Source organism: Undibacterium sp. SXout20W (genome assembly GCF_049340285.1).
Lineage (GTDB): Bacteria > Pseudomonadota > Gammaproteobacteria > Burkholderiales > Burkholderiaceae_D > Undibacterium.
This window is the reverse complement of record NZ_JBMPPH010000001.1, coordinates 255,619-281,392: the sequence shown is the minus strand read 5'-3', so window position 1 is coordinate 281,392 and position 25,774 is coordinate 255,619. Positions and strand designations below refer to the sequence as shown.

The following is a 25,774-nucleotide window of genomic DNA, read 5'->3' as shown; positions in this document are numbered from 1 at the left end:
TGGGAATGGGAATGGGGATGTGAATGTAAAAAAAGCCTGAAATTAATTTCAGGCTTTTTTATGAGACAAAAGAACAAGAATGGACAATTGATATTGGCTAAATGCTTAATTTGTCTTCTGTAAACCAGATGCTTTAATTTTTGCTTCCAAGGCCTTACCCTTACGTGCTCGCTTATTGATGTGAAAACTTAAGGCATTAGCACTCAGGTTGATTTCTTGCGGTTTTCCACCTCGCCCTATACCCGACACTTTGACACCTTTTTGACTGATTGCCTGGGCTGCAAGCAGGCTTTCTTTATCTTCAAGTTCCATCAAAATAACGCCGCGTCCGCCGCTCGATAATTGTTTGATTTCTGCCAAGCCAAAAACTAGCAAGCGGCCTTTTTCAGATAAGCATGCGATCGCACTTGCATCATCACTAATCACGGCCGGCGGCAATGGCAAGTCAGTCTCGTCCAACGTCATGAAGGCTTTACCTGCCTTCATACGTCCTACCATATCGCCAACTTTTGCAGTAAAGCCATAACCCGCAGTCGATGCCAACAATAAGCCAATATCGTTGTTGCCAGCGAAGTAGTGCAAAATCTTGGATCCAGTGGCTAAGTCGATGAGTGTGGTGATCGGCACCCCATCTCCACGCGCGCCCGGGAGGGCAGAAACGGCGACAGAGTAAACTCTGCCGTTGGAGCCAAATACCAGCAAATTATCGACTGTACGGCACTCAAATGTGCCATACAAACTATCGCCAGCTTTGAAGGTAAATTGCGCTGCTTCGTGACCATGACCAGTACGTGCGCGTACCCAACCCTTTTCTGAGATGACAACGGTAACTGGTTCATCAATAACTTTCTGCTCAACAGATGCACGTGCAGCTTCTTCGATGACTGTACGACGAGCATCACCAAATTGTTTCGCATCAGCATCGATCTCTTTGATCAGCATTTTTTTCATCGATGCCGGGTTATCGAGCAAATCATGCAAGGTCGCTTTTTCTTTACGTAACTCAGCCAGTTCCTGTTGAATCTTAATTGTTTCCAGACGGGCCAATTGACGCAGACGTATCTCTAAGATGTCCTCAGCCTGGCGATCAGAAAGTTTAAACGCTTGTATCAACGCTGGTTTCGGTTCGTCTGATTCGCGAATGATACGGATGACCTCATCGATATTGAGTAATATCGCTTCCCGACCTTCTAAAATATGAATCCGGTCATCGACTTTTTTCAGGCGGAATTGCGTACGACGGGTGACCGTTGTAAAGCGGAAAGCAATCCATTCATTCAGGATATCTAACAGGCCTTTTTGGCGAGGACGTCCATCGCCACCTATCATCACCAGGTTGATGGATGCTGATGTTTCTAGTGAGGTATGTGCCAGTAACATTTGCATGAACTCGGCCTGATCCTGGTTTTTGGATTTTGGCTCCAAGACCAGGCGCACTGGCGCATCTTTACCTGATTCATCACGGACGGTATCAAGTACAGATAGAATCACTTGTTTTAAAGAGATCTGTTCAGGCGACAATGTTTTTTTACCAGCCTTAATTTTAGGGTTGGTCAGCTCTTCAATTTCTTCCAGTACTTTTTGTGACGACGTACCTGGCGGTAGTTCCGTCACGACAGCTTGCCACTGACCGCGTGCCATTTCTTCGATTTTCCAGCGCGCGCGTACCTTCATACTGCCGCGGCCTGCCGCATACATGTCAGCAATTGCCGCGGCGGGAGTGATAATCTGACCGCCACCGGGGAAATCCGGGCCCGGAATCATTTCCATCAACTCAGCATGTTTTAAAGCCGGGTTACGGATTAAGGCAACGGCCGCTTTGGCAACCTCGGTTAAATTATGGGATGGAATTTCTGTGGCCAAACCTACCGCAATGCCTGATGCGCCATTTAATAATACAAATGGCAGGCGGCTAGGTAACAATTTTGGTTCTTCGGTGGTGCCATCGTAATTAGGCTGGAAATCAACGGTACCCTGATCAATTTCATCCATCAACAATCTAGAAATCGGCGTCAGGCGTGCTTCGGTATATCGCATTGCTGCCGCACCATCACCGTCACGTGAGCCGAAGTTACCCTGGCCATCAATCAGTGGATAACGTAAAGAAAAATCCTGCGCCATCCTCACCAGTGCGTCATACACCGACTGATCGCCATGTGGATGTAGCTTACCAAGTACATCACCAACAACCGCCGCTGATTTGCGTGGTTTAGCGCTAGAATTCAAACCGAGTTCATTCATCGCATACAGGATACGGCGTTGTACTGGTTTCTGGCCATCGCAGACATCGGGCAGGGCACGCCCTTTGACGACTGATATCGCGTAGTCCAAATATGCTCGCTCGGCAAAAGTCGCCAGCGTCAGCGCTTCACCATCATTGGGTGGTGGCACTTGTTCAAATAAATTCGCTTGTTCGCTCATAGTGTTTAATTTTTTAAAACTTAATTCAGTGGACTTGAATGATCGTCAAAGATAGTCAAAAATCGTCAAAGTTCTTCAATGGTTTTGCGTGCATGAAGTTCAATGTCGTGCACTCTTGATAGAAATATCGCGAAATGTCACGATTATTCACGATCAGATATCGGCTTCAACCGCATTTCCGTGTTCTTCTATCCATGATCGTCGTGCCGCAGCTTCGCCTTTACCCATCAGCATATTGAAGCGTGCTTCAGAGAAATCCTGGTCGAACTCACCGAGTGATACTGGCAGCAACCGTCGGGTATCTGGATTCATGGTGGTTTCCCACAATTGGGACGCATTCATTTCGCCCAAACCTTTAAAGCGGGATATTGCCCACGCACCATCTTTAACGCCATCTTTACGCAATTTATCTTCAATGGCAGCCAGTTCGCCGGCATCGAGTGCATAGATTTTTTGTGCAGGTTTTTTGCCACGTGCTGGGGCGTCAACGCGGAACAATGGTGGACGGGCAACACAAATGTGACCGCGAGCGATCAGTTGCGGGAAATGTTTGAAAAACAGTGTTAATAACAGTACCTGAATATGGGAACCATCAACGTCAGCATCTGACAGGATGCAAATTTTGCCGTAACGCAAGTTACTGAGATCAGGGCTATCTTTCGGGCCGTGTGGATCGACACCGATTGCCACTGCAATGTCATGAATTTCGTTATTGGCAAATAGGCGGTCTCTTTCGGACTCCCAGGAATTCAATACCTTGCCGCGTAATGGCAAAATGGCCTGAAATTCTTTATCGCGTCCCATTTTTGCCGATCCACCCGCTGAGTCACCTTCCACCAGGAAAATTTCATTGCGTGTGATATCGCTGGATTCACAATCAGTGAGTTTTCCAGGCAAAACTGCGACACCAGATGATTTTTTCTTTTCAACTTTTTGCGCTGAGCGCAGCCGCGATTGCGCTTGCTTGATGACCAGTTCTGCCAGTTTTTTACCGTATTCAACGTGCGAGTTTAGCCACAATTCCAATGGTGGTTTTGTAAACGAAGAAACCAATCGGACCGCATCGCGTGAATTAAGACGCTCTTTGATTTGCCCTTGGAACTGTGGGTCCAGCACTTTGGCCGACAGAACAAAAGAAACGCGTGCAAAGACGTCTTCGGGCAATAGTTTGACGCCTTTAGGCAAAAGTGAGTGCATTTCTGCAAAACTCTTTACCGCACCAAATAAACCCTCACGTAAGCCGGATTCATGGGTGCCACCAGCAGGCGTTGGAATCAGGTTCACATAGGACTCTCGGACGACATTGCCTTCTTCAGTCCAGGCAACTACCCAGGAAGCGCCTTCGCCCTCAGCAAAACCATCGCTGTCCGAGTTGGCGAACTGTTCACCTTCAAATAAAGGGATCAGCGGTTCACCATGGGAGGAATGTGCCAGCGCTTCTGTCAGGTAGCCACGCAAGCCTTGATCATATTGCCAGGTTTGACTTTCGCCAGTTTTGGCATTGCTCAATGTGACCTTGACGCCTGGCAATAAAACGGCTTTCGATCGTAACAGGCGTTGTAATTCTGCGAATGGAATGTTCGCTGAATCAAAATATTTCGCGTCTGGCCAAATAGTGACGCGGGTACCGTTCTTTTTGTCACCGCGGCCTAAAGCTTGACTACGCAAAGGCTCAATCACATCACCATCAGAAAATGTGAGTTGATGCATACCTGCTTCACGCCAAACCGTAATTTCCAAGCGTTTGGAAAGCGCATTAGTTACCGATACGCCCACGCCGTGTAGACCGCCAGAGAAAGCGTAGGCGCCACCTGAACCCTTGTCAAATTTACCCCCGGCATGTAAGCGGGTAAACACGATCTCGACAGTTGGCACCCCTTCTTCCGGATGTAAGCCGACCGGAATGCCGCGGCCGTCATCTTCGACTGTGACGCTGCTGTCGGCATTAAGTGTGACCAGAATGTTCTTACAATGGCCACCCAAGGCCTCATCTGAGGCATTATCGATCACCTCTTGAATAATATGTAAGGGGTTTTCGGTTCGGGTATACATGCCCGGTCTTTGTTTGACCGGTTCCAGGCCCTTTAAGACGCGGATAGACGATTCGCTATAGTCGGATGGGGAAGTATTTTTTTTAGTGGCCATGCAAATAGAAATCTGTTGTTTTGGTTGAAATGTAATGGTATTTTGCAATTATTTCGTCAGGCGTACATAATTTCAATGTATTCTTCCGTACGTTTGACAGCTATTGTAGCTGTAATAAGTAGATGGATAAACGATGTCACAAAAAACTCCAACGATCGCGATCCGACTGCTTGGATTTTCCCCCAAAGAGGAAGAGACTTTTTTCGCTGTGCTTGCAGTAGCACGAGAGAAAGGGTATAGCTATTCGTGCTTGAAACCAGGGTCTGTACAGGATCCCGATCTATTTATTGTTAATGCAGAGCAATTATCTGCTTTGGCGACTCTATCAGATTTAAATCCAGGTGATGTACAGCCAGTGTTGTTAATTGGTAAAACTGACGTGGAACTGCCTTATCAGACCATGTCTAAACCTATCCGGTGGCGCAAAATTTTCAACGTTCTCGATGACCTGGTAAGTCGCCGCGAGTTATTGCTGACGACTCTGGGTGCGAATACGCCACTGTCTGTCCAAGAGCGCCGACGTGCTAAACGCCTTGATTTTGACCTGACTGACCCTGGGGTTTATGAGCGCATGCGTAAACAACCGGTGGCCAAGGGAGGCATTCTGGTGATCGACAAAGATACGCAGTTTCGTGAATATGTCGCAGCTGTGATGGATCCGTACGGTTATACAGTCACACTGGCCTCGGACGAACGCAGCGCATTGTTGCTAGATAGAAATAATCAGCATGCGTTGACGTTAATTAACACCTCAACACCAAATATCGACCCTTATCGTCTATGTGATGCGCTCAAAAAGCAAAACGATGGTCTGAAGACTTCGGTGATCATGTTGATTGATAAGTCTTTTGAATACCAGTCAGGTCTCGCAGAACGCGTGAAATGTGCAGGATTTTTGGTAAAACCATTGTCGAGACGGGTCTTGGTGCGTACGCTTAAAAAATATTTATTACTGGCGAATTAGCAGCCACTGCTCATGATGATTGTGAAGAGTGATTACTTATGTGTGACTGCTAATCGCTAGCGCTGGACCTGGCGCCTGAGTTTAACCGGAAGTGCCAGCAGGGTCATTTACTGAGCAAGCGCATGCCTCTTTCTAAGCCTTCAATAGTGACTGGAAACATGCGATTACTCATGACTTGGCGGATGACTGAAATAGATTGACGGTATTGCCATAGACCCTCCGGTTCTGGATTGAGCCAGATATATTTTGGGAAGGTGCTTGCAAATCGTTGCAGCCAAACCGCACCGGCCTCTTCATTGTTGTATTCAACTGAGCCACCGGGTTGCAGGATTTCATAGGGGCTCATGGTTGCATCGCCCACAAAAATTAACTTGGTATCGGCTGGATATTTTCGCAAAATATCCCACGTTGGGAATTTTTCTGCGTGGCGACGGCGATTGTTTTTCCATAAATAGTCGTACACGCAATTATGGAAATAAAAGAATTCCATGTTTTTGAATTCTGTTTTTGCCGCAGAAAAAAGTTCTTCAGTCTGAGCAATGTGATCGTCCATCGTCCCACCCACATCAAGCAGCATCAGCACTTTAATGTTGTTTTTGCGTTCGGGTTGCATCTTAATATCAAGATAACCAGCATTATTCGCCGTGGCTTTGATGGTTGCGTCGAGTGCCAATTCCTCTTCTGCACCCTGACGTGCAAATTTACGCAAACGTCGCAATGCAACTTTAATATTTCGTGTGCCGAGTTCACGTTCGGCATCATAATCTTTGAATGCGCGCTCTTCCCACACCTTCACGGCGCTGCGATTGCCACCTTTGCCGCCAATACGAATCCCTTCTGGATTAGAACCGCCATTACCGAAAGGCGAAGTGCCACCGGTACCAATCCATTTGCTCCCACCTTCGTGACGTTCTTTTTGTTCTTTTAATAGTTCTTTCAGGCGATCCATCAGTTTGTCATAGCCAAACTTTTCAATTGCTGCCTTCTGCTCATCCGTTAATTCGCGTTCAAGACGTTTGGTGAGCCAATCAAGCGGAATGTCAGGATGTTTTTCAAATATCGTATCAATGCCTTTAAAGTAGAGGCCGAATGCTTTGTCGAATTTGTCGTAATGCGCCTCGTCCTTCACCATGATGGTGCGTGACAAAAAGTAAAAGTCATCTAATGACATACTGATCAGGCCTTTTTCTAAGGCTTCCAGCAGCATCAAAAATTCCTTGATGGAAACAGGGATTTTGGCATCTTTAAGGGTAAAGAAAAAATCGATCAGCACTTGGTTTACTCTCCACGCATAAAATTTAGTCCGAGGCGGCGAACTTTTTTGGCGTATTTATCTTGTGTATTTATCTTGCGTATTTATTTTGTAAATATTGCAAATTCTTTTTAACACCTGGCCACTCATGCGCCAGAATACTATAAACAACAGTATCACGTATGCGCCCGTCTGGCATGATGACGTGGTTGCGTAGAATCCCTTCGCGCTTGGCGCCCAATCGCTCGATTGCTGCCTGAGATTTATGGTTGAAGTAATCAGTGCGAAATTCGACTGCAATACAATTAAACACTTCAAATGCATGGGTGAGCAGCAATAATTTGCAATCAGTGTTAACGCCTGACCGTTGTACTGATTGCGAATACCAGGTGTGACCGATCTCCAGGCGTCTATTCTGGGGTTCCATTTTAAAGTAGCGGGTCGAACCGACGATTTTCCCGCTTGCATTGTCGCGTATGACAAAGGGAATCGCCGTTTCTTGTTTTTGCATATCCAATGCAATGTCTAGCCATTGCCGGGTATTTTCAGGAGCGGGAACGGAAGTGAAGAACAGGTTCCACAATTCCCCATCTGCTGCGGCTTGTTGTATGTCGGATAAGTGATCCTGCGTGAGTGGCTCGAGAGAAGCATAAGTACCAGATAGGTGGATCGGCGTGCATTGCATTGCAAGTTCCTTCGTAGGAGTTAAATTTGATTGGAATTCAAAAAATAGTCATGCCAGAGATGAGCTAGCCTCGATAACAATGTGATAAATATGACTTTCTCATAAAATGCCCAACTTGTTCAGTAACAGTTGCAAAAAAATGATGAAAACAGTTGGATAGACGGTTATTAGGGAGTTATAATCTTCTATTCACTCAGAACAACAGTAATGCTTGCTAACGAAAGTAAAAGCCGTTATACTGCAAAGCTGTATAGAATTTTGCGGCGTGGCATTTAATCAAATGTTTTGACCTCGTCGCTTTGACCACGTTTAGGAAATCTCATGGCAAATACCGCACAAGCACGCAAACGTGCTCGTCAAGCAGTTAAACAAAATGCACATAACTCCAGCCAACGCTCGACTCTGCGCACAGCAATCAAAGCTGTTCGTAAAGCAATCGAAGCTGGTGATAAAGCTGCTGCTGCAACAATTTTTCAAGCATCTGTATCGACTATCGATCGTATCGCTGACAAAAAAATCATTCACAAAAACAAAGCAGCTCGTCATAAGAGCCGTTTGGCTTCCGCTCTGAAAGCATTGGCTTAAACCAATCTCTTGCTCATCGGTCTGTTTTAGGTCGATGTAGCGGGTAAATTCAGATGTGAATAAAAAAACCGCAATTTATTGCGGTTTTTTTGCGTTCATTCAGCCTAAAAGGGATATCTCTACTGAATACGAGATTTGCTCTGCGCCTATTGGTCCTAATGGTATTTGGTGGAGAGGTGAGGTCGGTAGCAATGTCTAACGTAGTCATTCGTCAATCTGCCAACCGTGTAGATTTGATTTAATAAAAAAAAGAAAACTAAGGCTCTTTTTTTGCGCGGTAGACATTACTTCAGCGGTAAACCTTCAATTTTCATTCCTGGCTTGATATTTTTTTGTTTGAACCAGCCCAGGTTCATTTCCAAAGCGTAATTTACCGTTCGTTTTGCGCAATGGGAATCCAAGGTTTCAGGTTGCATATCTTCAATATTGACGATTCTGCCATCAATATCAATAAAGGCAACAGATAATGGGATTAAAGTATTTTTCATCCACATGCACACACCAGCCGGGGCGCCAAAGTCAAACACCATCCCTTCATTGCCGCCCATCTTGGTGCGCAACATCAGGCCTTGCTCGCGTTCGGCTGGTGTCGAGGCTACTTCTGCCTGGATTACGTAAATCCCAACGGACAACTGCTTGACAGGCATTTTCCCTTGCAATTGAGCCTGCGAGGTTGAGGAGATCAATGCCAGGCTGGCAGCAGCCAGTAATTGCATGGTGATAGAAGTAATTTTTGTCATAGCCAGTGAATGGTATTTAAGTATAAAAGCGCTATCCTACAGCAAAAAAAAAAAGGCGGGAAAAGCTCCCGCCCCTTTTTCTAAACTTAATTCGCTTTTATTTTGACGCTGCTGGTGCTGCGGCAGATGCAGATGAGTCTGCTGCCTTTTTGGCTTTCTTGGCTTTCTTAGCTTTTTTGGCTGGCTTAGATGCATCAGCGGACGCTGCAGCTGCAGCTGCAGGAGCAGATGCGGCAGGGGCAGGAGCTTGTGCGAATACAGCTGAAGCAAACAGACCTGCAACTAAAGCGGCGATCAATTTTTTCATTTTAAGTCCTTCAAAAAAGTTTTTGTTAAGAAGTGCTACTGGTCAATGTGGTGCGATTCCGTTGAATCACACCTAAAAACGCCGCAAATCTTTAACGGTTGACACACTTTTTTCAAATAAATTTAAATAATTATTTGAATTAATTATTTGAATTAATTATTTGAATTAATTATTTGAAGTAATTATTTGAAGTACTTATTTGCCGTAATTATGTCGCAGGCAAATCAACTTCTTGCCATTCTCCCGGCATGAGAGGGTGGCTTTCTAACGAAAATCCCCCTATACCAGACCTAATCAAGCGCAAGGTAGGCAATCCAACAGCGGCGGTCATGCGTCGCACTTGGCGGTTTTTGCCCTCAGATAAGATGATACATAACCAACTGGTGGGAATGTTTGCACGGTCCCTAATCGGTGGATGTCGTTCCCAGATCCAGTTTGGCGGATGTATGTGCTTGGCAATGCAAGCTTGCGTGACGAAATCACCTAAGTTTAAAGGTTCAGAGAGATTTTTCAGTTTTTCACTCGTCGCCGTCCCCTCAACTTGCACTAAATAGGTCTTTGCCTGCTTATGATCGGGGTGACTAATGCGATTTTGTAGCTTGCCATCGTCGGTGAGTAAAATTAATCCCTCACTATCTGCATCAAGACGCCCGGCGGGGTATGTATTAGGAATGTCAATGTAATCCGCCAGAGTTTCCCGCGTAGGGTGGGGGGAAAATTGACACATTACGTTAAAGGGCTTATTGAGTAAAATCAGTTTCATGGCAATATGGTAACCGCAATTCAGTAAACTGATGGCATCTAGTAAAATTCTAGTGCATAATACGAAATTACAGTCTTGTGTCTTATATAAGAGTTAATTACGTAGATGATGCAGAGTCAACTACGGGGTAAATTGCAAAGTGCAATAGTTAGTGATTTAACGACGATTTAATGAGTTAATATCGCTACCGACGTTTGCATGAGCAAGCAAGGCATAATTGAGAATAGCGCAATTCGCATATTCATCCAACTACGGAGAAAACGATGTATCAACATATTCAAGTTCCTGCTGAAGGTAAAAAAATTACCGTCAATGCTGATTTCTCGCTGAACGTTCCTGACAATCCGATTATCCCGTTTATCGAGGGTGACGGAACTGGCGTGGATATCAGCCCTGTCATGATCAAAGTAGTCGATGCTGCGGTTGCAAAAGCATACGCTGGTAAACGTAAAATCAGCTGGATGGAAATCTATGCAGGTGAAAAATCAACTAAAGTGTATGGGCCAGATGTCTGGTTGCCAGAAGAAACACTGAAAGTGTTGAAAGAATACGTTGTTTCTATCAAAGGTCCTTTGACAACACCAGTTGGCGGCGGCATTCGCTCCCTGAACGTTGCATTGCGCCAAGAGCTTGATCTGTACGTTTGCCTGCGCCCAGTGCGTTATTTCAAAGGCGTGCCATCGCCGGTACGTGAGCCAGAAAAAACTGACATGGTGATCTTCCGCGAAAACTCTGAAGATATCTACGCTGGTATTGAATTCGCAGAAGGCTCCGATCAAGTTAAAAAATTGATCAAGTTCCTGCAAGATGAAATGGGCGTGAAAAAAATCCGCTTCCCAGAAACTTCTGGTATTGGTATCAAACCCGTATCTATCGAAGGTACAGAGCGCCTGGTACGTAAAGCAATCCAGTATGCAATCGACAATGACAAGCCATCGGTGACCATCGTTCACAAAGGCAACATCATGAAGTACACCGAAGGTGGCTTCCGTGACTGGGCATATGCATTGGCACAAAAAGAATTCGGTGCAGAGTTGATCGATGGCGGCCCATGGTGCAAATTCAAGAATCCAAAAACAGGTAAAGATATCGTTGTTAAGGATTCGATTGCTGATGCGTTCTTGCAACAAATTTTGTTGCGTCCAGCAGAATACAGCGTTATTGCTACATTGAATCTGAACGGCGATTACATTTCTGACGCGCTGGCTGCACAGGTTGGTGGTATCGGTATTGCGCCAGGTGCAAACTTGTCTGACTCTATCGCGATGTTCGAGGCAACTCACGGTACAGCACCTAAGTACGCTGGAAAAGATTATGTGAACCCAGGTTCATTGATCTTGTCCGCAGAAATGATGTTGCGTCACATGGGCTGGACTGAAGCCGCTGATTTGTTAATTTCTTCAACTGAAAAAGCGATTACTGCGAAGAAAGTAACCTACGATTTCGCACGTTTGATGGAAGGTGCTACTCAAGTATCTTGCTCAGGCTTCGGCGAAGTCATGATCCAAAACATGTAATATCGGTTTTGGTCAAAAAAAAGCCGGCGCGAGCCGGCTTTTTTACGTCTGAGCTCGATGTAAAAACACCATTCGGTGATTTTAGGTGCCCTCAGTTCATTCAGTTCGCTTTAGTTCCCTTCAGTTCCATCAAGTACCCGTGATATCAGACTGATTCAAACTATTGATGGCGTAGCGAATCAAATCCGCTTGGCCTTCGATATTCAATTTACGTTTGATATTGAGCCTATGCGTTTCTACGGTACGAACGCTTAAACCAAGTTCAAGTGCGATATGCTTATTCGATCTGCCTGTTGCTATGCTCTGTAAAATACATTGCTCACGCTGAGTCAGTACTTGCGATGAGTTGCGTGTCGATTCTTGGGTGCGAATACCAGAACTGAAGTAGCTGCCTCCAGCTCTGACCGTTTCAATGGCATTGATAATGTCTTCGGCCGGAGCATCCTTCAGCACGTAACCACGCGCCCCGGCTTGTACAGATTGCGTTACATATTCGGCTTTTTCATGCATCGATAACATGATGATCGCAATCTGCGGATATTCTTGCGAAAAACGTGCGGTCAGGTTGATACCATTGGTGTTGCCGAGATTAATATCCATTAAAACCAGGTCGGTTTGCTGCTCAGAGGCGATCTTGAGTGCGTCATGGGCGTTCCCGGCTTCCCCTGAAATATGAAAGTGCGCCACTGTTTCCAGTCTTGCTCGCAAACCGTCTCTGACAAGCGGATGATCATCAACCAGCAGTATATTAATCGTTTGCCCGGGATTCATCTTTATTCTCCATTTGGTATTTTTGCCGTAATCCGCGTACCATTATTACTTGATTGAATGTCAAGTTGCCCCTGAATACTAGCGAGGCGCTCACGCATATTACTGATCCCAATACCACGTTTTGGGTGGTTGACAATGTTTTGTAAATTGAAGCCACTGCCATCATCGCTGATAACTAAAACAATATGTTGCCCAATTGCTAGTAATTCTAACTCCACATGGCTCACATTTTGCGCATGTTTATGGATATTGGTGAGTGCTTCTTGAGCAACACGGTAGAGCACGGTATTGCTGATAGCGTTCAAGCTAAGTGGAGTGGTATGTGGTGTAAATAATACGGAAAGTCCAGTTGCATTGTGAAATTCCTCACATAGATTTTCGAATGCAGCCACCAGGCCGAGGTCATCGAGCATGGCGGGTCGCAAATTATGCGAGATTCTGCGTACTTCTGTTAATGCTTCGTTTAGTTGCTTGGTCGCTCTCTGAAATGCAATCAGCGCCTTATCTGGAGGCTCAATGAGCGAACTCAGTTTCGCTAGCCCAGATTCAACTTGTAATTTCGTTGACACCAGCAATTGGCTTAAACCGTCGTGTAAATCGCGCGATAACCGTGCTCTTTCATCCTCTTGGGAACTGACGACACTGCGTGCAAGGGCTTTGAGCTTGGCATCTGCCAATCGCGATTCGCTGATGTTTAATGCGAGTCCGGACAGGGCGATAAGAAGCGCGCAAATAATAGTAATCCCGGCGATCCAGAACATCGTGCTATGGATATTCTTAACAAACTGCGCATCAAGCTTGGTGAGCGCTGCGTCGACATCGTCCAGATAAATGCCGGTTCCTAATACCCAGCCCCATTCGGGAAGTAGAACGACATAGCCTAATTTGGGGACTATTTGATGGCTGGACGGTTTTTCCCAGAGGTAGCGCACCGAGCCGCCGCCGTTCATCGCCGTTTTGACTAATTTTTGAATGGTGAAGTTACCTTCCGGATCGCTGAGGGTCCACAAATTCTTTCCGACTAGTTCAGGCTGACGCGGATGCATAAGATTTTTGCCTTCCAGGTCGTAAATGTAAAAATACCCATCATCACCAAAGTCGAGCGACGCCAATATTTTTTTTGCTTCTTCCTGGTTCTTTGGATTGATGGCACCTTTTTGGTACACGTGCGCAATGGCAGAATTCGCTAGCGTGACGTAATGCTTTAATTCGGTTTCTTTGCTACTGATATAGGCGTCTTCGATGCTTTTATGTTGTTGCTGTGCAAGATTGGTTGCTTGAAAAAATACTGCAATAGCAATCCCAGCAAATGAAAGTAGCAAAGGGATGATGGTCAAAAGAATAAACTTATAGCGAAGTTTCATTCGGTGTGATCATAAAATGTGAATGGATGTATCACGTGAGCTTCATCAATGTCAGAAAGTACACCTTTGAATCAGGCTTCAACCACGGTGTGAGCCTATTGCGGCCAGCTAATAAAAAAAACCCCGCAAGGGCGGGGCTTTTTAAAAGAAACAGAACCCGAATATTAAGGGTTTTGAATGTTAGAAGCTTGCTTGCCTTTAGGGCCTTGCGTGACTTCGAACGACACTTTTTGACCTTCTTTCAGAGTCTTGAAGCCGTTCATTTGGATTGCGGAAAAGTGGGCGAACAAATCCTCACCACCGTCGTCCGGAGTGATAAAGCCAAAGCCTTTGGAATCATTGAACCACTTGACGGTACCTGTTGCCATAATGCATCTTTCAATTAGAAACTAATCACACGAGCCGTAAAAGCAAGAAAACTAACGACATGCCAGCTTTCCCTTAACTTGCCCCCTTCTTATTGACTAAAAACCACTAATGCTGTCAATAAATATCATTCTTGGCGGAAAAAAAACTAAAGTCAAGAAACTTTTTCTGGGGTCCGTTATATTGTTGTATTTTTAATTAAATTTCGTAAAATTGGGTCAATTTTGGTTCGAATTGCGCAACACAAAATAGACTTTGAGTTTAAAGCTTGATCTATCGTAAATGATCACCATCTGTGAAAAGTCATGAAAGAGGGTAACATCTGATGAATGACGAAATAAGGCTATTTTATTCGTTTATTATTTGCCTCTGGATTGAATCAACGTACTAGAATAGACGTATGGGAAACAAGCATGAAAACGGTACGATATTGGAGCGTCAGGCACAAAAGCTGAAGCCACCATCAATGTACCAGGTAATTTTATTAAACGATGACTATAGTCCCATGGAGTTTGTCGTTGCGATTGTCCAGGAATACTTTAACAAAGACCGTGAAACTGCAATGCAGATCATGCTTAAAGTTCACCGGGACGGCAAAGGCATTTGTGGCGTATATTCTAAAGATATTGCACTGACTAAAGTTGAACTCGTTTTGACACACGCTCGTAAGGCAGGACATCCCCTGCAATGTGTGATGGAGGAAGTATGATTGCGCAAGAATTAGAAGTCAGTTTGCACATGGCCTTTGTTGAGGCACGACAAGCTCGTTATGAATTTATTACGGTAGAGCATTTATTGCTCGCGCTGCTCGATAATCCCTCTGCAGCTGAGGTGATGCGGGCCTGCGCCGTGAATATTGATGATTTGCGCAAAACATTGGGTAATTTTATTACCGATAACACGCCTACTGTGTCGGGTACCAGCGAAGTTGATACCCAGCCCACACTAGGATTCCAACGTGTTATTCAACGCGCGATTATGCATGTACAGTCCTCTTCTAATGGTAAAAAAGAAGTGACTGGCGCCAATGTGTTGGTGGCGATCTTTGGCGAAAAAGATTCTCATGCGGTCTATTATCTCCATCAGCAAGGTGTCACGCGTCTCGATGTGGTGAATTTTATTTCGCATGGTGTGCGTAAAGATAACCTGAATGAACCGCAAAAATCACCAGAGGGTAGTGATGAGGCGCATGCGGATGCACAATCCAAAGAAAGTCCGCTCGACCAATTTACCCAAAATCTGAATAAACAAGCCGCTGAAGGCAAGATCGATCCCTTGATTGGTCGTGATAGCGAAGTGGAACGCGTGATTCAGATTTTATGTCGTCGTCGTAAAAATAATCCTTTGCTCGTCGGTGAAGCTGGCGTTGGTAAGACTGCCATCGCAGAAGGCTTGGCTTTGCGCATTACCGAAGGCGATGTTCCTGAAATTCTACAAACGGCGGTTGTTTACTCGCTGGATATGGGCGCTTTGTTGGCGGGCACGAAATATCGCGGCGATTTTGAGTTGCGCTTAAAAGGTGTGCTCAAGCAGCTCAAAGATACGCCGAATGGCATTTTGTTTATCGATGAAATCCACACCATCATCGGTGCCGGTTCTGCTTCTGGCGGCACGTTGGATGCGTCCAATTTGTTGAAGCCTGCTTTGTCCAGCGGCCAATTGAAATGCATTGGTGCGACGACTTATACTGAATACCGTGGCGTGTTCGAAAAAGATCATGCTTTGTCACGTCGCTTCCAAAAAATTGATGTGAACGAACCTACCGTCGAGCAGACTGTGCAAATTTTGCGTGGCCTAAAGGCAAAGTTTGAAGAACATCATAACGTTAAATACTCCGCTTCTGCATTGACCACTGCAGCAGAGCTGTCGGCGCGCTTTATCAATGACCGACATTTGCCAGATAAAGCCATCGATGTGATTGATGAGGCCGGTGCTGCTCAACGTATTTTGCCGAAGTCTAAGCAAAAGAAAACCATTGGCAAGGCAGATATCGAAGATATCATTTCCAAAATCGCCCGTATTCCGCCACAAACGGTTAATCAGGATGATCGCAGCAAATTACAGACCATTGATCGTGATTTGAAAAATGTCGTATTTGGTCAGGAACCTGCGATTGACGCATTGGCATCGGCTATCAAAATGGCACGTGCTGGTTTAGGTAAAACGGATAAGCCGATTGGTTCCTTCTTGTTCTCTGGTCCGACTGGCGTTGGTAAAACGGAAGTCGCTAAACAGCTCGCGTTCACTTTGGGTATCGAGTTAATTCGTTTTGACATGTCTGAATACATGGAACGCCATGCGGTGAGTCGTCTGATCGGTGCGCCACCAGGCTATGTTGGGTTTGATCAAGGTGGTTTGCTGACTGAGGCAATTACCAAGAAACCACATGCAGTCCTACTTCTGGACGAAATTGAAAAAGCCCATCCGGATGTATTCAACATCCTGTTGCAGGTGATGGATCACGGTACGTTGACTGATAACAATGGGCGTAAATCCGATTTCCGCAATGTGATCATCATTATGACGACGAATGCTGGCGCAGAAAGCCTGCAAAAACGTTCGATTGGCTTCAATGATAGTAAAGAAGCCGGTGATGAAATGGCGGATATTAAGCGTATGTTTACGCCAGAGTTCCGAAATCGCCTTGACGCCATCATCAGCTTCCGCGCCTTGGATGAAGAGATTATCTTGCGGGTTGTCGATAAATTTCTCATGCAACTCGAAGAACAATTGCATGAGAAAAAAGTCGAGGCGACATTTACCGATCATTTGCGTAAGTTCCTTGCGAAAAAAGGTTTTGATCCGTTGATGGGTGCTCGCCCTATGGCACGCCTGATTCAAGACATGATTCGCAAAGCACTGGCAGATGAGTTGCTGTTCGGTCGATTGGTGTCCGGTGGTCGTGTCATCGTTGATCTGGACCATAAAGATTTGATTAAGTTAGAGTTTTCAGAAGGTGATGCTGCGCCTCCGGAAGCGTCACAGGAAATCGTCGAAGTCGAATAATTTTGTCGCTATCAGATACGTTGCAAGACATAAAAAGACGTTACTGACCGGATGTTTTTGGAAGTAAGGGAGGAAGCATGACTGGTCTGACGATGCCGTTATATGTCCTTGAATATACCGTGAAGACGGTCAATTCATTGCTTTCTCCTGCTGCGTTAGAGGGAAAAGAAGTCGAAGTCGATGTGTACGATCGCAGAGATGTTGAAAAAAAACATACTGGGATCGGACGCAGAATTCCGGGTGATGATGACTTTTTTCGTGTTCGTGTCGCCTTAGATTCTGGCGAACATGAAGACGAATGGAATTACACCATCTTAAGAGAGTCGGCTGGACGTAGTCGTAAGACGAAGAAGTAGTGCGGAAATATACGCAACAAAAAAAACGCAGTAAAAAAAACACAGAAAAAAACGCAAAAAAAACGTAAAAAAATCCCCATTAGTTCAAATGGGGATTTTTTTCGTTAATTTTTAGCCTGCTGTGTGGGTCTTTGTGATCGCCATGGCGACAGTATCATCGACGCTGAGGCCCGACGCATACGGTGGCATTAAACCCAATGCGACACCTTTATCTAAATTATCCTGAACTTGATCTTTGAGTCGTGCAAACAAAAGCTGCCGCTGCTGGCTGGCGACCAGATTGGCTAAATCGGCAAGGGCTTGCAGACTTGAACTATCAAGGTCGTAGGATTCTTCCAGACTAATAACGAAGCTGTGGACGCTTGTATCAGCTGCATTGATGCCATTTCGAATTTCAGTTGTAATACGCTCCGCATTCGCAAAAAACATCGGTGATTCTGGCCTGAAAATAATCACACCGGTAATAGATTTAGCCTCCGGATGTTTCTGCATGCTGATGAAATCGTGACTGTTACCGAGTCGACCGAGTACTGAGACCGTGGCGCTCGCTATACGCCGTAACATCAGTGCAATACTAATGGCAATTGCAGACAGTAATCCATCGAGTACGCCAAATATAACGACGCCAGTAATGGCTACGAGCACGACAATCACGTCACTGCGCCAAACAACGTAAGGTTTAAAGGCATACAAACTTAATGAATGTGATACTGCATGAATCACGATGGCGGCAAGTACGGGCTCAGGAATAAGCTCAATTAATGGCAGTAAGTACCAGACCATGACTAATACGGTTAGCGCAGCACACCAACCAGCGAGTTTTGATTGAGCACCGGCCGCCTCATTAGCGGATGTTGCCGAGTAACCGGCTCCGACCGGCATGCCATGGAATAAGCCAGAGACAATATTGCTGACGCCGAACGCAAACAAATCCCGATTGGCAGCCGTCTGGTCCCCGTGTTTCAGTGCGTAGGTGCGAATTGAACTATACGATTCTGCATACAGGATCATTACCATCGCTAATGCTAATTCCCCAAGCCTCATCCATTCATTGTGCGCGAGGATAGGTAGGCCAGGTGTTGGTAATTGTAATTGCATGTTGCCAACCAAATGCACACCATATTGCTCCAGATGTAGATATTTACCCGCGAGAATACCTATTGCAATCGTGATCAAGCCGCCAGGGATTTTAGGAAAACGTGCCAGCGAAAATAGCAAAATCAATGCAACAATAGCAACAAAGATGCCGCTGATGTTCCAGTGAGAGTTTTGCGAAAGAATATCTGCAACGTAGTAAATAAAATTTGTTTCGACAGAATGCACTTCAACAATTTTAGCGAATTGCTTAATGGTAATCGTCAGTGCCAACGCAAACGCAAATCCGCGTAATACTGGTTTAGCGATGAATTCTGAGACGCTACCAATTTTGGCGATACTGGCAATGATGAAAAAAGTTCCGCTGAGTATGATCAGGCCGAAAGCTAATGCCATTCGGTGTTGCGGGTCGCCATTTGCCATTGAGGCCGTTGCAGCAGCCATCACCGCTGCGGAGGAAGAGGTTGCTGAGACGATGGCGAAGCGGCTACTGCCCAGCAATCCATAACACAACAAACCTGCAAACAGGGCGAGCACACCCGCTTGTGGCGGCAGGTTACCGATGCTCGAATAGGCAACGGCTTCCGGCAGCAATAAGCCAGCAATAGATAAGCCTGCAACTAAGTCTTGTGCGCTCAATTTCGGCATCTGAAACCGAAAGCCCGACCATCTGAGTTCCATAAATGTTGTCACCTTTCTGGTGTCGATGCGAGCAGATTAAAGATCTGGTGTGTCAGTAGGATGCAGCTTACGCATACTCCCCCTATGTATTTTTTAATACCTATACTTATCAATGCTTTTAAAGCTAAAGATTAAAAAAAGAAGGGGAGTATATTAAATCTGATTATTTAGGGTGGTTATTAATAAATATTGATCAATATCAACCCATATCAACCCATATCAACCCATATCAACCCATATCAACCAACTTCAACCTAATTCAACCAATTTCAACGAACAGAAATAAATTCAAATTTATTTTTATTCATGAAATCTGTAGCAACGTAATGAATTTTTGAAGGTTCAATGTTTGCCAGTGCTGCCAAAGCCACCTTCACCGCGTTCGCTATCACCAAATTCTTCGACAATATTAAAGCCAACTTGAAGTACTGGAACGATGATCAACTGAGCCAGCCGTTCCATCGGATTTAAAACGAAATCGTTTTGGCCACGATTCCAGGTCGATACCATTAATTGACCTTGATAATCAGAATCAATCAATCCAACCAAATTACCTAAAACGATACCGTGTTTATGACCCATGCCGCTGCGTGGCAAAATCATCGCCGCATACGCAGGGTCGCCAATGTGGATCGCTAATCCAGTTGGAATAAGCACGGTTTCACCAGGTTTTATTGTGATTGGCGCATCGATGCAGGCGCGCAGATCCAATCCGGCGCTGCCAGGTGTGCCGTAGGCTGGCAATTGGTCTTGCATGCGTGGATCGAGAACTTTAAGGTCAATTTTTTTCATAATAAATTCAAACAGGAGTTTGGAGAAAGAGTTGATATCGCGCTCAACAATACCGCGCTATTATTTTTTTATTCTGGATGCAATTTCTGATACTAACTTGCCAGCCAGGGTTTTCTTGTCAGCGCGTCCCAATGCCTGATGCCCATGAACATCAAATAAGATCAGCTCGTTGTCGTCTTTGCCGAAAGTTTGGTGGCCGATATTACCGACCAGGAGCGGAATGTTTTTCTTCGCGCGTTTGGCCGCGCCATATTGCAGCAAATTTTCTGACTCAGCCGCAAAACCAACGCAATACGGTGCATCAGGTAATGCCGCAACCAACGCCAGAATGTCGGGATTTTGTGCGAACTCTAACTGCGGTGTATCGCTGTCGCAGGTCTTTTTGATTTTTTGATTGCTGGCATTCGCCACGCGCCAATCAGCCACTGCTGCTACCGCAACGAAGGCGTCCTGGCTTTTCGTATTGAGTGAAGTCATCACGGCATCATACATTTGTTGTGCAGTTTGCACCTCAATACGTTGCACGCCATAGGGCTGTGCAAGTGCGGTTGGCCCAGAGATTAACGTCACCTGTGCGCCAGCTTCCCATGCTGCTTCTGCGATGGCGTAGCCCATTTTTCCAGACGATAAATTGGTGATGCCGCGAACCGGATCAATCGGTTCAAAGGTCGGGCCGGCCGTGATCAATAAACGTTTTCCGGCAAGTGATTTTGCTTGAAATGATGCAATAATTTCAGTCAGCAATTGCGCCGGCTCTAACATTCTACCCATGCCGGTTTCGCCACACGCTTGATCGCCCGCAGCGGGTCCCATGACGCGAATATTGTCTGCTTTGAGTTGTGCGACGTTACGTTGGGTCGCTGGGTTTTGCCACATTTCCACATTCATTGCGGGAGCGATCAGCAAAGGAATATGGGCTGGTCTCGCAATACATAAAGTAGAAAGCAAGTCGTCGCAAGCACCGTGCGCGAGCTTGAACATAAAATTGGTACTGCAAGGCGCAATAACGATCGCATCTGCATCGCGCGTCAGATCAATATGCGGCATGTTATTGTGTATCCGCGCATCCCATTGGTCAGTGAACACAGTATTACCAGAAATGGCTTGCATGGTCACAGGCGTAATGAATTGCGTTGCCGCTTGTGTCATTACCACTTGTACGGTCGCTCCAGCTTTGCCAAGAGACCGCGTGAGCTCAGCAATCTTATAACAGGCGACACCGCCAGTTAATCCGAGCACGATTTTTTTACCAGCCAGACGCAGACTCATGATTAACGCTCCTTATTTTTTGACGCGGCGCAATTCATCCAGGATAAACAATGCAGCACCAAGACAGATTGCGCTATCAGCCAGGTTAAAGGCGGGAAAGTGATAAACGTCCTGATAATGGAAATCCAGAAAATCAATCACGTGACCATACATCAGACGGTCAATCACATTACCCAAAGCACCGCCCATAATCAATGATAATGCCCAGCAAAACAACTTCTGGCTGCTATGGCGGCTCAAGAGATAAGTGATGTATGCCGCTGCAATCAAACCAAGTGCTGTGAATACATAACGCTGCCATCCTGACTCCGTCGCCAGAAAGCTAAACGCAGCCCCTTTGTTATAAACCAAAACCAGATTAAAGAACGACGTCACGCTCATGGATTCTGCATAGGCGAATAACTTTGTGATCGTGATTTTACTGATTTGGTCGAGCAAAATCACAATCGCTGCCAAGCCTAACCACGGTATTAATGTGGAGCGTGAAGAGCCGGAGCCTGCAGAAAAATTAGAACGTTTTTTGGTTGCCATGAGTTTTAAGTAAAAATAGATAAATCGCTAAATCTTATATGTCTAGTATGTCTAGTATGTCTAGTATGTTTCGTTTGCACCAGAAGCACTATTTGCCCTGCTAGCACTAATATCCCTAATAGCCATATTTCTGCTTCTAATAGAAAAGACCGGCTAGTATTCCGGTCTTTTCTAAGTGCAACGACAGTGTAGGTCTGCTGACCGAATTATGCAAAGCGACGTGTTTCGCCAGCACCAAACAAATTGCTGACGCAGCGACCGCACAAACCGCTATGGTCTGCGTGGCTGCCGACATCCGCACGATAATGCCAGCAACGCTCGCATTTTTCATATTTGGACGGTGTTACTACCACGGCTTCGGTTGTCTCATCAGTTACTTGTTCAACACTTGCAGCCGAGGTAATCAATGCGAACTTCAAATCATCGGCAAAGCTGTTCAATACGTCAAACTTAGCGCCACTTGCTTTGATCACTACTTCGGCTTGCAGGGATGAACCAATGCCACCAGCAACGCGTACTTCTTCCAATTGCTTGGTCACGTCGTTACGGACGGCGCGCAAGGCCGCGAATTTTTCCAGCAGTGCTGTACTTGCTTCAATCTCAGGCAACGCATAGTAAGTTTGCGTGAAAATAGTTTCATCGCTGGCGCTATATGCTTCAGCAGTGGCAAAGAATTGCCATGCTTCTTCAGCAGTGAACGACAACATTGGTGCCATCAAGCGCAACAATGCCTGAGTGATATGCCAGATCGCGGTTTGTGCGGAGCGTCGCGCAGTTGATGTGGTACCGCTGGTATACAAACGATCTTTCAGAATATCGAGGTAAAAGCCACCCAGATCTTCGGAGCAATACGATTGCAGCTTGCTGACCACGGGATGGAATTCAAACTGTTGGTAGTGAGCAAGTACTTCGCTTTGCAATACAGCCATGTTCGCAATCGCATAGCGATCAATTTCCAGCATGTCAGCGATCGCCACCGCATCTTTGTTGATATCGAAATCAGAGGTGTTCGCTAACAAGAAACGCAAAGTGTTACGGATACGACGATACGATTCCGTCACTCGTTTCAGAATTTCATCCGAGATCGACAATTCGCCGGAGTAATCCGTAGAGGCAACCCACAAGCGCAGGATGTCAGCGCCCAATGTGTCAGAAATCTTCTGTGGCGCGACGACATTGCCCTTGGATTTGGACATTTTCTTGCCTTCGCCATCGACCACAAAACCGTGCGTCAGCAACGCTTTGTAAGGCGCATGACCGTCCAACATCGATGCGGTCAGCAATGATGAATGGAACCAGCCGCGATGTTGGTCAGAACCTTCCAGATACAGATCTGCCGGGTAAGCAGATTGCGCTTTATGTGAGCCGCGCAGAACGGTTTTGTGCGTCACACCAGAATCAAACCAGACGTCCAGCGTATCGCGGTTTTTGACATACATCGGCGCTTCATCGCCTAATAAATCGGCGGCTTCGATTTTATGCCAGGCTTCGATGCCTTCGACTTCGATACGTTTGGCGATGATTTCCAGCAATTCTGGTGTGCGTGGATGTAATTGGCCGGTTTCTTTATGTAAGAAGAAGGCCATCGGTACGCCCCATTGACGCTGACGTGACAAAGTCCAGTCAGGACGATTCGCAATCATGCCGTGCAAGCGTGCTTTACCCCAGCTTGGGAAGAAGGCTGTTTCATCAATCGCTTTGAGCGCGGTTTCACGCAAGCTGGTGGCACCATCGTTAGGGATGTTGTCCATACTCGCGAACCATTGTGATGTCGCGCGATAGATAATCGGTGTTTTATGACGCCAGCAGTGCATGTAGCTGTGGTCAAACATTTTCAATGAGAACAAAGCACCCGCTTCGCGCAATTTATCGCAAATTGGCTTGGATGCTTCCCAGATCGTCATGCCGGCGAAGAATGGTAGTGTAGACGCAAACTTACCATCCCCCATCACTGGCGCGATGATGTCATCGTCTTTCATGCCATGCGCTTTGCATGATTGAAAATCTTCGATACCGTAGGCTGGTGCCGAATGAACGACGCCGGTACCGCTGTCGAGCGTCACGTAGTCGCCCATGTAGACCGGAGAAAAACGATCGTAGCCAGCATCCAATGCTGCAAAAGGATGTTTGAATTTGATTTCAGACAGAGCCGCGCCGAGGCAGGTCGCAATGACTTTGCCTTCGAGTTCATATTTCGCCAGGCTACTTTCAACCAGATCGTGCGCCATGATCAACAACAAAGGCGCACCATCACGCGTGGTTTCTACCAGCGCATAGGTGATTTCGGGATGCATGTTCAACGCCTGGTTTGACGGGATGGTCCACGGTGTCGTGGTCCAGATCACGCAGAAACCCTTGTCATGCGGCAGTTTGTCTAATTTGAACGCCGCTGCCAGCTTGTCGTGTTCAGCAAATGGAAAACCCACGTCGATCGATGGATCACGTTTGTTTTCGTATTCAACTTCCGCTTCCGCCAAGGCGGAGCCGCAGTCAAAACACCAGTTGACTGGTTTTAAACCGCGATACACATAACCTTTTTCCAGCAATTGACCGAGTGCGCGTAATTCATCCGCTTCATTGCTGAAGTTCATGGTTTTGTATGGATTGTCCCATTCACCCAATACACCCAGACGGATGAAGTCAGCTTTTTGACGGAGGATCTGTTCTTCGGCATACGCACGTGCTTTGGACTGCACTTCATTGACTGGCAGATTTTTACCGAACAGTTTTTCGATCTGGATCTCGATCGGCATACCGTGGCAATCCCAGCCTGGTACGTACGGTGCATCAAAGCCTGCCATGCTGCGGGCTTTGATGATCATGTCTTTCAGAATTTTGTTAACTGCATGGCCGATATGAATATCGCCATTGGCATACGGTGGGCCATCATGCAGAATAAATTTTGGACGGCCAGCACTGGCTTTGCGAATACGTTGGTAGATATTTTTTTCTTGCCATTCTTTGACCCATTTTGGCTCGCGTTTTGCCAGATCGCCACGCATGGGGAAAGGTGTTTCGGTCATATTGACCGGGTATTTGTTCGCAGCTTTGGCTGTTTTATTTTCAGACATGATGAATTTTCTTTAAAAATAGAGGGAGAAGAAACTGCAATGTGTCTCTTCAAATTCGGTCGGTGGCGTTGCTGGCTGGTATGCGGGCTGTTGCCGCGAAATAAGCACGCGCTTGTGCAGCATCGTTATCGATTGCTGCTGTTAAGGTCGCCAGATCGCTGTATTTTTCTTCATCGCGCAATTTCTTTAAGAACTCGATTTGCACGACTTTTCCATACGCATTGCCTTGATAGTCGAAGACATGGGTTTCCAATAACACACGTCCGCTATCATCGACCGTAGGGCGAACGCCCAGACTGGCGACCGCTGGCATTGCTTGTTCTGAAAGCCCGTGAACCTGCACGATAAAAATACCTGTCAACGCCGGGCGATGATGCGCGATACGCAGATTCAGGGTCGGGAATCCGATAGTGCGTCCTAACTTTTGACCATGGATAACGTGGCCCGAAATTTTATAGGGATGTCCGAGCAAGTCATTGGCTTCTGCAAAATCACCCGCAGCAAGCGCGGTTCGTACTGCGGAGGATGAAATTCTGACGCCTTTGTTTTGCACTGCTGGCAAAGTAACGACTTCAAAACCAAGCTGTTTGCCCGCTTCTTCCAGGGTCGCAATGCTGCCAGCGCGTTTTGCCCCGAAGCAAAAATCTTCGCCGACCATCAGCCATTTCACATGGAGGCCATCGACCAATACTTGCTGGATAAACTCTTGCGGCGTCAAAGAAGCGAAATGGGCATTGAAGTGCTCAACGATTACGCGGTCAACGCCAGCACGTTTTAGTGATGACAAATTGTCCCGTAAATTCGCGATGCGGCTAGGCGCCAGCGCCAGGTTGCCAGCCAGTTTTGCAAAAAAAGCACGTGGATGCGGCTCAAAGGTCATGACAGCTGATTCGAGCCCCAGGCGGTCTGCTGCAGCGCGTAAATGGGCGAGCAACGTCTGGTGCCCCAGATGTACACCGTCAAAATTGCCTATCGCCAGCGCACAGGGTGCACGGGAGGCTGCATTGGGGAGTCCGCGAAATACCTTCATTGTTTCCAGAAAACTGCTGCAAAGCAGTAGATTATAAATGCTTTCGCTCTGAATAGCCCCAGT

At 46.2% G+C, this 25,774-nt stretch carries 22 protein-coding genes; 6 read left to right on the top strand and 16 right to left on the bottom strand.

Features of this window, described 5'->3' with window-relative positions; translation table 11 throughout:
- Positions 1-105: 105 nt before the first annotated feature.
- Together parC and ACO0K1_RS01365 are read right to left on the bottom strand one after the other, a co-directional pair.
- Positions 106-2,421: a DNA topoisomerase IV subunit A gene (gene parC / locus ACO0K1_RS01370; RefSeq protein WP_423022022.1), complete on the bottom strand. Its 2,316-nt coding sequence runs from the start codon at positions 2,419-2,421 to the stop codon at positions 106-108.
- A 153-nt stretch (positions 2,422-2,574) separates the two neighbouring features.
- Entirely contained in the window at positions 2,575-4,566 is a 1,992-nt protein-coding gene (locus ACO0K1_RS01365; RefSeq protein WP_423022021.1) for a DNA topoisomerase IV subunit B, read from the bottom strand.
- A 133-nt stretch (positions 4,567-4,699) separates the two neighbouring features.
- On the opposite strand from ACO0K1_RS01365, the gene ACO0K1_RS01360 reads away from it, so the two are divergent.
- A complete protein-coding gene (locus tag ACO0K1_RS01360; RefSeq protein ID WP_423022020.1) occupies positions 4,700-5,530 on the top strand; it encodes a response regulator in 831 nt (276 codons plus the stop codon).
- 103 nt (positions 5,531-5,633) lie between these two features.
- On the opposite strand, the gene ACO0K1_RS01355 is transcribed toward ACO0K1_RS01360, so the two are convergent.
- Both ACO0K1_RS01355 and ACO0K1_RS01350 read right to left on the bottom strand, forming a co-directional pair.
- Entirely contained in the window at positions 5,634-6,803 is a 1,170-nt protein-coding gene (locus ACO0K1_RS01355) for a vWA domain-containing protein (protein ID WP_423022019.1), read from the bottom strand.
- Positions 6,804-6,873: 70 nt separating this feature from the next.
- Complete coding sequence (locus tag ACO0K1_RS01350) at positions 6,874-7,467, bottom strand: GNAT family N-acetyltransferase (RefSeq protein WP_423022018.1); 594 nt, start codon at positions 7,465-7,467, stop codon at positions 6,874-6,876.
- Between the two features lie 321 nt (positions 7,468-7,788).
- Here ACO0K1_RS01350 and rpsT point away from each other — a divergent pair, with 321 nt between their 5' ends.
- Entirely contained in the window at positions 7,789-8,052 is a 264-nt protein-coding gene (gene rpsT / locus ACO0K1_RS01345) for a 30S ribosomal protein S20 (protein ID WP_186883248.1), read from the top strand.
- A gap of 284 nt (positions 8,053-8,336) precedes the next feature.
- On the opposite strand, the gene ACO0K1_RS01340 is transcribed toward rpsT, so the two are convergent.
- From ACO0K1_RS01340 to ACO0K1_RS01330, 3 genes are all read right to left on the bottom strand, one after another.
- Positions 8,337-8,792, bottom strand: coding sequence for a DUF192 domain-containing protein (locus tag ACO0K1_RS01340; protein ID WP_423022017.1), 456 nt, complete (start codon positions 8,790-8,792; stop codon positions 8,337-8,339).
- A gap of 97 nt (positions 8,793-8,889) precedes the next feature.
- Positions 8,890-9,099, bottom strand: coding sequence for a hypothetical protein (locus tag ACO0K1_RS01335; RefSeq protein ID WP_423022016.1), 210 nt, complete (start codon positions 9,097-9,099; stop codon positions 8,890-8,892).
- Between the two features lie 208 nt (positions 9,100-9,307).
- Positions 9,308-9,862: a pseudouridine synthase gene (locus tag ACO0K1_RS01330; RefSeq protein WP_423022015.1), complete on the bottom strand. Its 555-nt coding sequence runs from the start codon at positions 9,860-9,862 to the stop codon at positions 9,308-9,310.
- A gap of 263 nt (positions 9,863-10,125) precedes the next feature.
- Here ACO0K1_RS01330 and icd point away from each other — a divergent pair, with 263 nt between their 5' ends.
- Positions 10,126-11,379, top strand: coding sequence for an NADP-dependent isocitrate dehydrogenase (gene icd / locus ACO0K1_RS01325; RefSeq protein WP_423022014.1), 1,254 nt, complete (start codon positions 10,126-10,128; stop codon positions 11,377-11,379).
- 129 nt (positions 11,380-11,508) lie between these two features.
- Here the strand turns inward: icd and ACO0K1_RS01320 are convergent, their stop codons facing one another.
- The 3 genes from ACO0K1_RS01320 to ACO0K1_RS01310 form a co-directional block, all read right to left on the bottom strand.
- A complete protein-coding gene (locus tag ACO0K1_RS01320) occupies positions 11,509-12,150 on the bottom strand; it encodes a response regulator transcription factor (protein ID WP_423022013.1) in 642 nt (213 codons plus the stop codon).
- Between the two features lie 2 nt (positions 12,151-12,152).
- Entirely contained in the window at positions 12,153-13,514 is a 1,362-nt protein-coding gene (locus ACO0K1_RS01315) for a cache domain-containing protein (RefSeq protein ID WP_423022012.1), read from the bottom strand.
- Positions 13,515-13,678: 164 nt separating this feature from the next.
- Positions 13,679-13,882 carry a cold-shock protein gene (locus ACO0K1_RS01310; RefSeq protein WP_110257373.1) on the bottom strand — a complete coding sequence of 68 codons (204 nt, stop codon included), beginning with the start codon at positions 13,880-13,882 and terminating at the stop codon, positions 13,679-13,681.
- 398 nt (positions 13,883-14,280) lie between these two features.
- Here ACO0K1_RS01310 and clpS point away from each other — a divergent pair, with 398 nt between their 5' ends.
- The 3 genes from clpS to ACO0K1_RS01295 all read left to right on the top strand — a co-directional run bounded on the left by clpS (position 14,281) and on the right by ACO0K1_RS01295 (position 17,242).
- On the top strand, positions 14,281-14,589 hold the full coding sequence (gene clpS, locus ACO0K1_RS01305; RefSeq protein WP_423022011.1) for an ATP-dependent Clp protease adapter ClpS: 309 nt from the start codon (positions 14,281-14,283) through the stop codon (positions 14,587-14,589).
- Entirely contained in the window at positions 14,586-16,886 is a 2,301-nt protein-coding gene (gene clpA, locus ACO0K1_RS01300; protein ID WP_423022010.1) for an ATP-dependent Clp protease ATP-binding subunit ClpA, read from the top strand. The genes clpS and clpA overlap by 4 nt, the downstream gene beginning before the upstream one ends.
- 77 nt (positions 16,887-16,963) lie before the next feature.
- Positions 16,964-17,242: a hypothetical protein gene (locus ACO0K1_RS01295; protein WP_423022009.1), complete on the top strand. Its 279-nt coding sequence runs from the start codon at positions 16,964-16,966 to the stop codon at positions 17,240-17,242.
- Between the two features lie 111 nt (positions 17,243-17,353).
- Here the strand turns inward: ACO0K1_RS01295 and ACO0K1_RS01290 are convergent, their stop codons facing one another.
- From ACO0K1_RS01290 to ACO0K1_RS01265, 6 genes are all read right to left on the bottom strand, one after another.
- Entirely contained in the window at positions 17,354-19,018 is a 1,665-nt protein-coding gene (locus ACO0K1_RS01290) for a SulP family inorganic anion transporter (RefSeq protein ID WP_423022008.1), read from the bottom strand.
- A 342-nt stretch (positions 19,019-19,360) separates the two neighbouring features.
- On the bottom strand, positions 19,361-19,810 hold the full coding sequence (gene dut, locus ACO0K1_RS01285) for a dUTP diphosphatase (protein WP_423022007.1): 450 nt from the start codon (positions 19,808-19,810) through the stop codon (positions 19,361-19,363).
- Between the two features lie 60 nt (positions 19,811-19,870).
- Positions 19,871-21,073, bottom strand: a complete 1,203-nt coding sequence (gene coaBC, locus ACO0K1_RS01280) for a bifunctional phosphopantothenoylcysteine decarboxylase/phosphopantothenate--cysteine ligase CoaBC (RefSeq protein ID WP_423022073.1) — start codon at positions 21,071-21,073, stop codon at positions 19,871-19,873.
- Between the two features lie 18 nt (positions 21,074-21,091).
- Entirely contained in the window at positions 21,092-21,610 is a 519-nt protein-coding gene (gene lspA / locus ACO0K1_RS01275; RefSeq protein ID WP_423022006.1) for a signal peptidase II, read from the bottom strand.
- Between the two features lie 206 nt (positions 21,611-21,816).
- Positions 21,817-24,681: an isoleucine--tRNA ligase gene (ileS, locus tag ACO0K1_RS01270; RefSeq protein ID WP_423022005.1), complete on the bottom strand. Its 2,865-nt coding sequence runs from the start codon at positions 24,679-24,681 to the stop codon at positions 21,817-21,819.
- 49 nt (positions 24,682-24,730) lie between these two features.
- Positions 24,731-25,711, bottom strand: a complete 981-nt coding sequence (locus tag ACO0K1_RS01265) for a bifunctional riboflavin kinase/FAD synthetase (RefSeq protein WP_423022004.1) — start codon at positions 25,709-25,711, stop codon at positions 24,731-24,733.
- Positions 25,712-25,774: the final 63 nt, after the last annotated feature.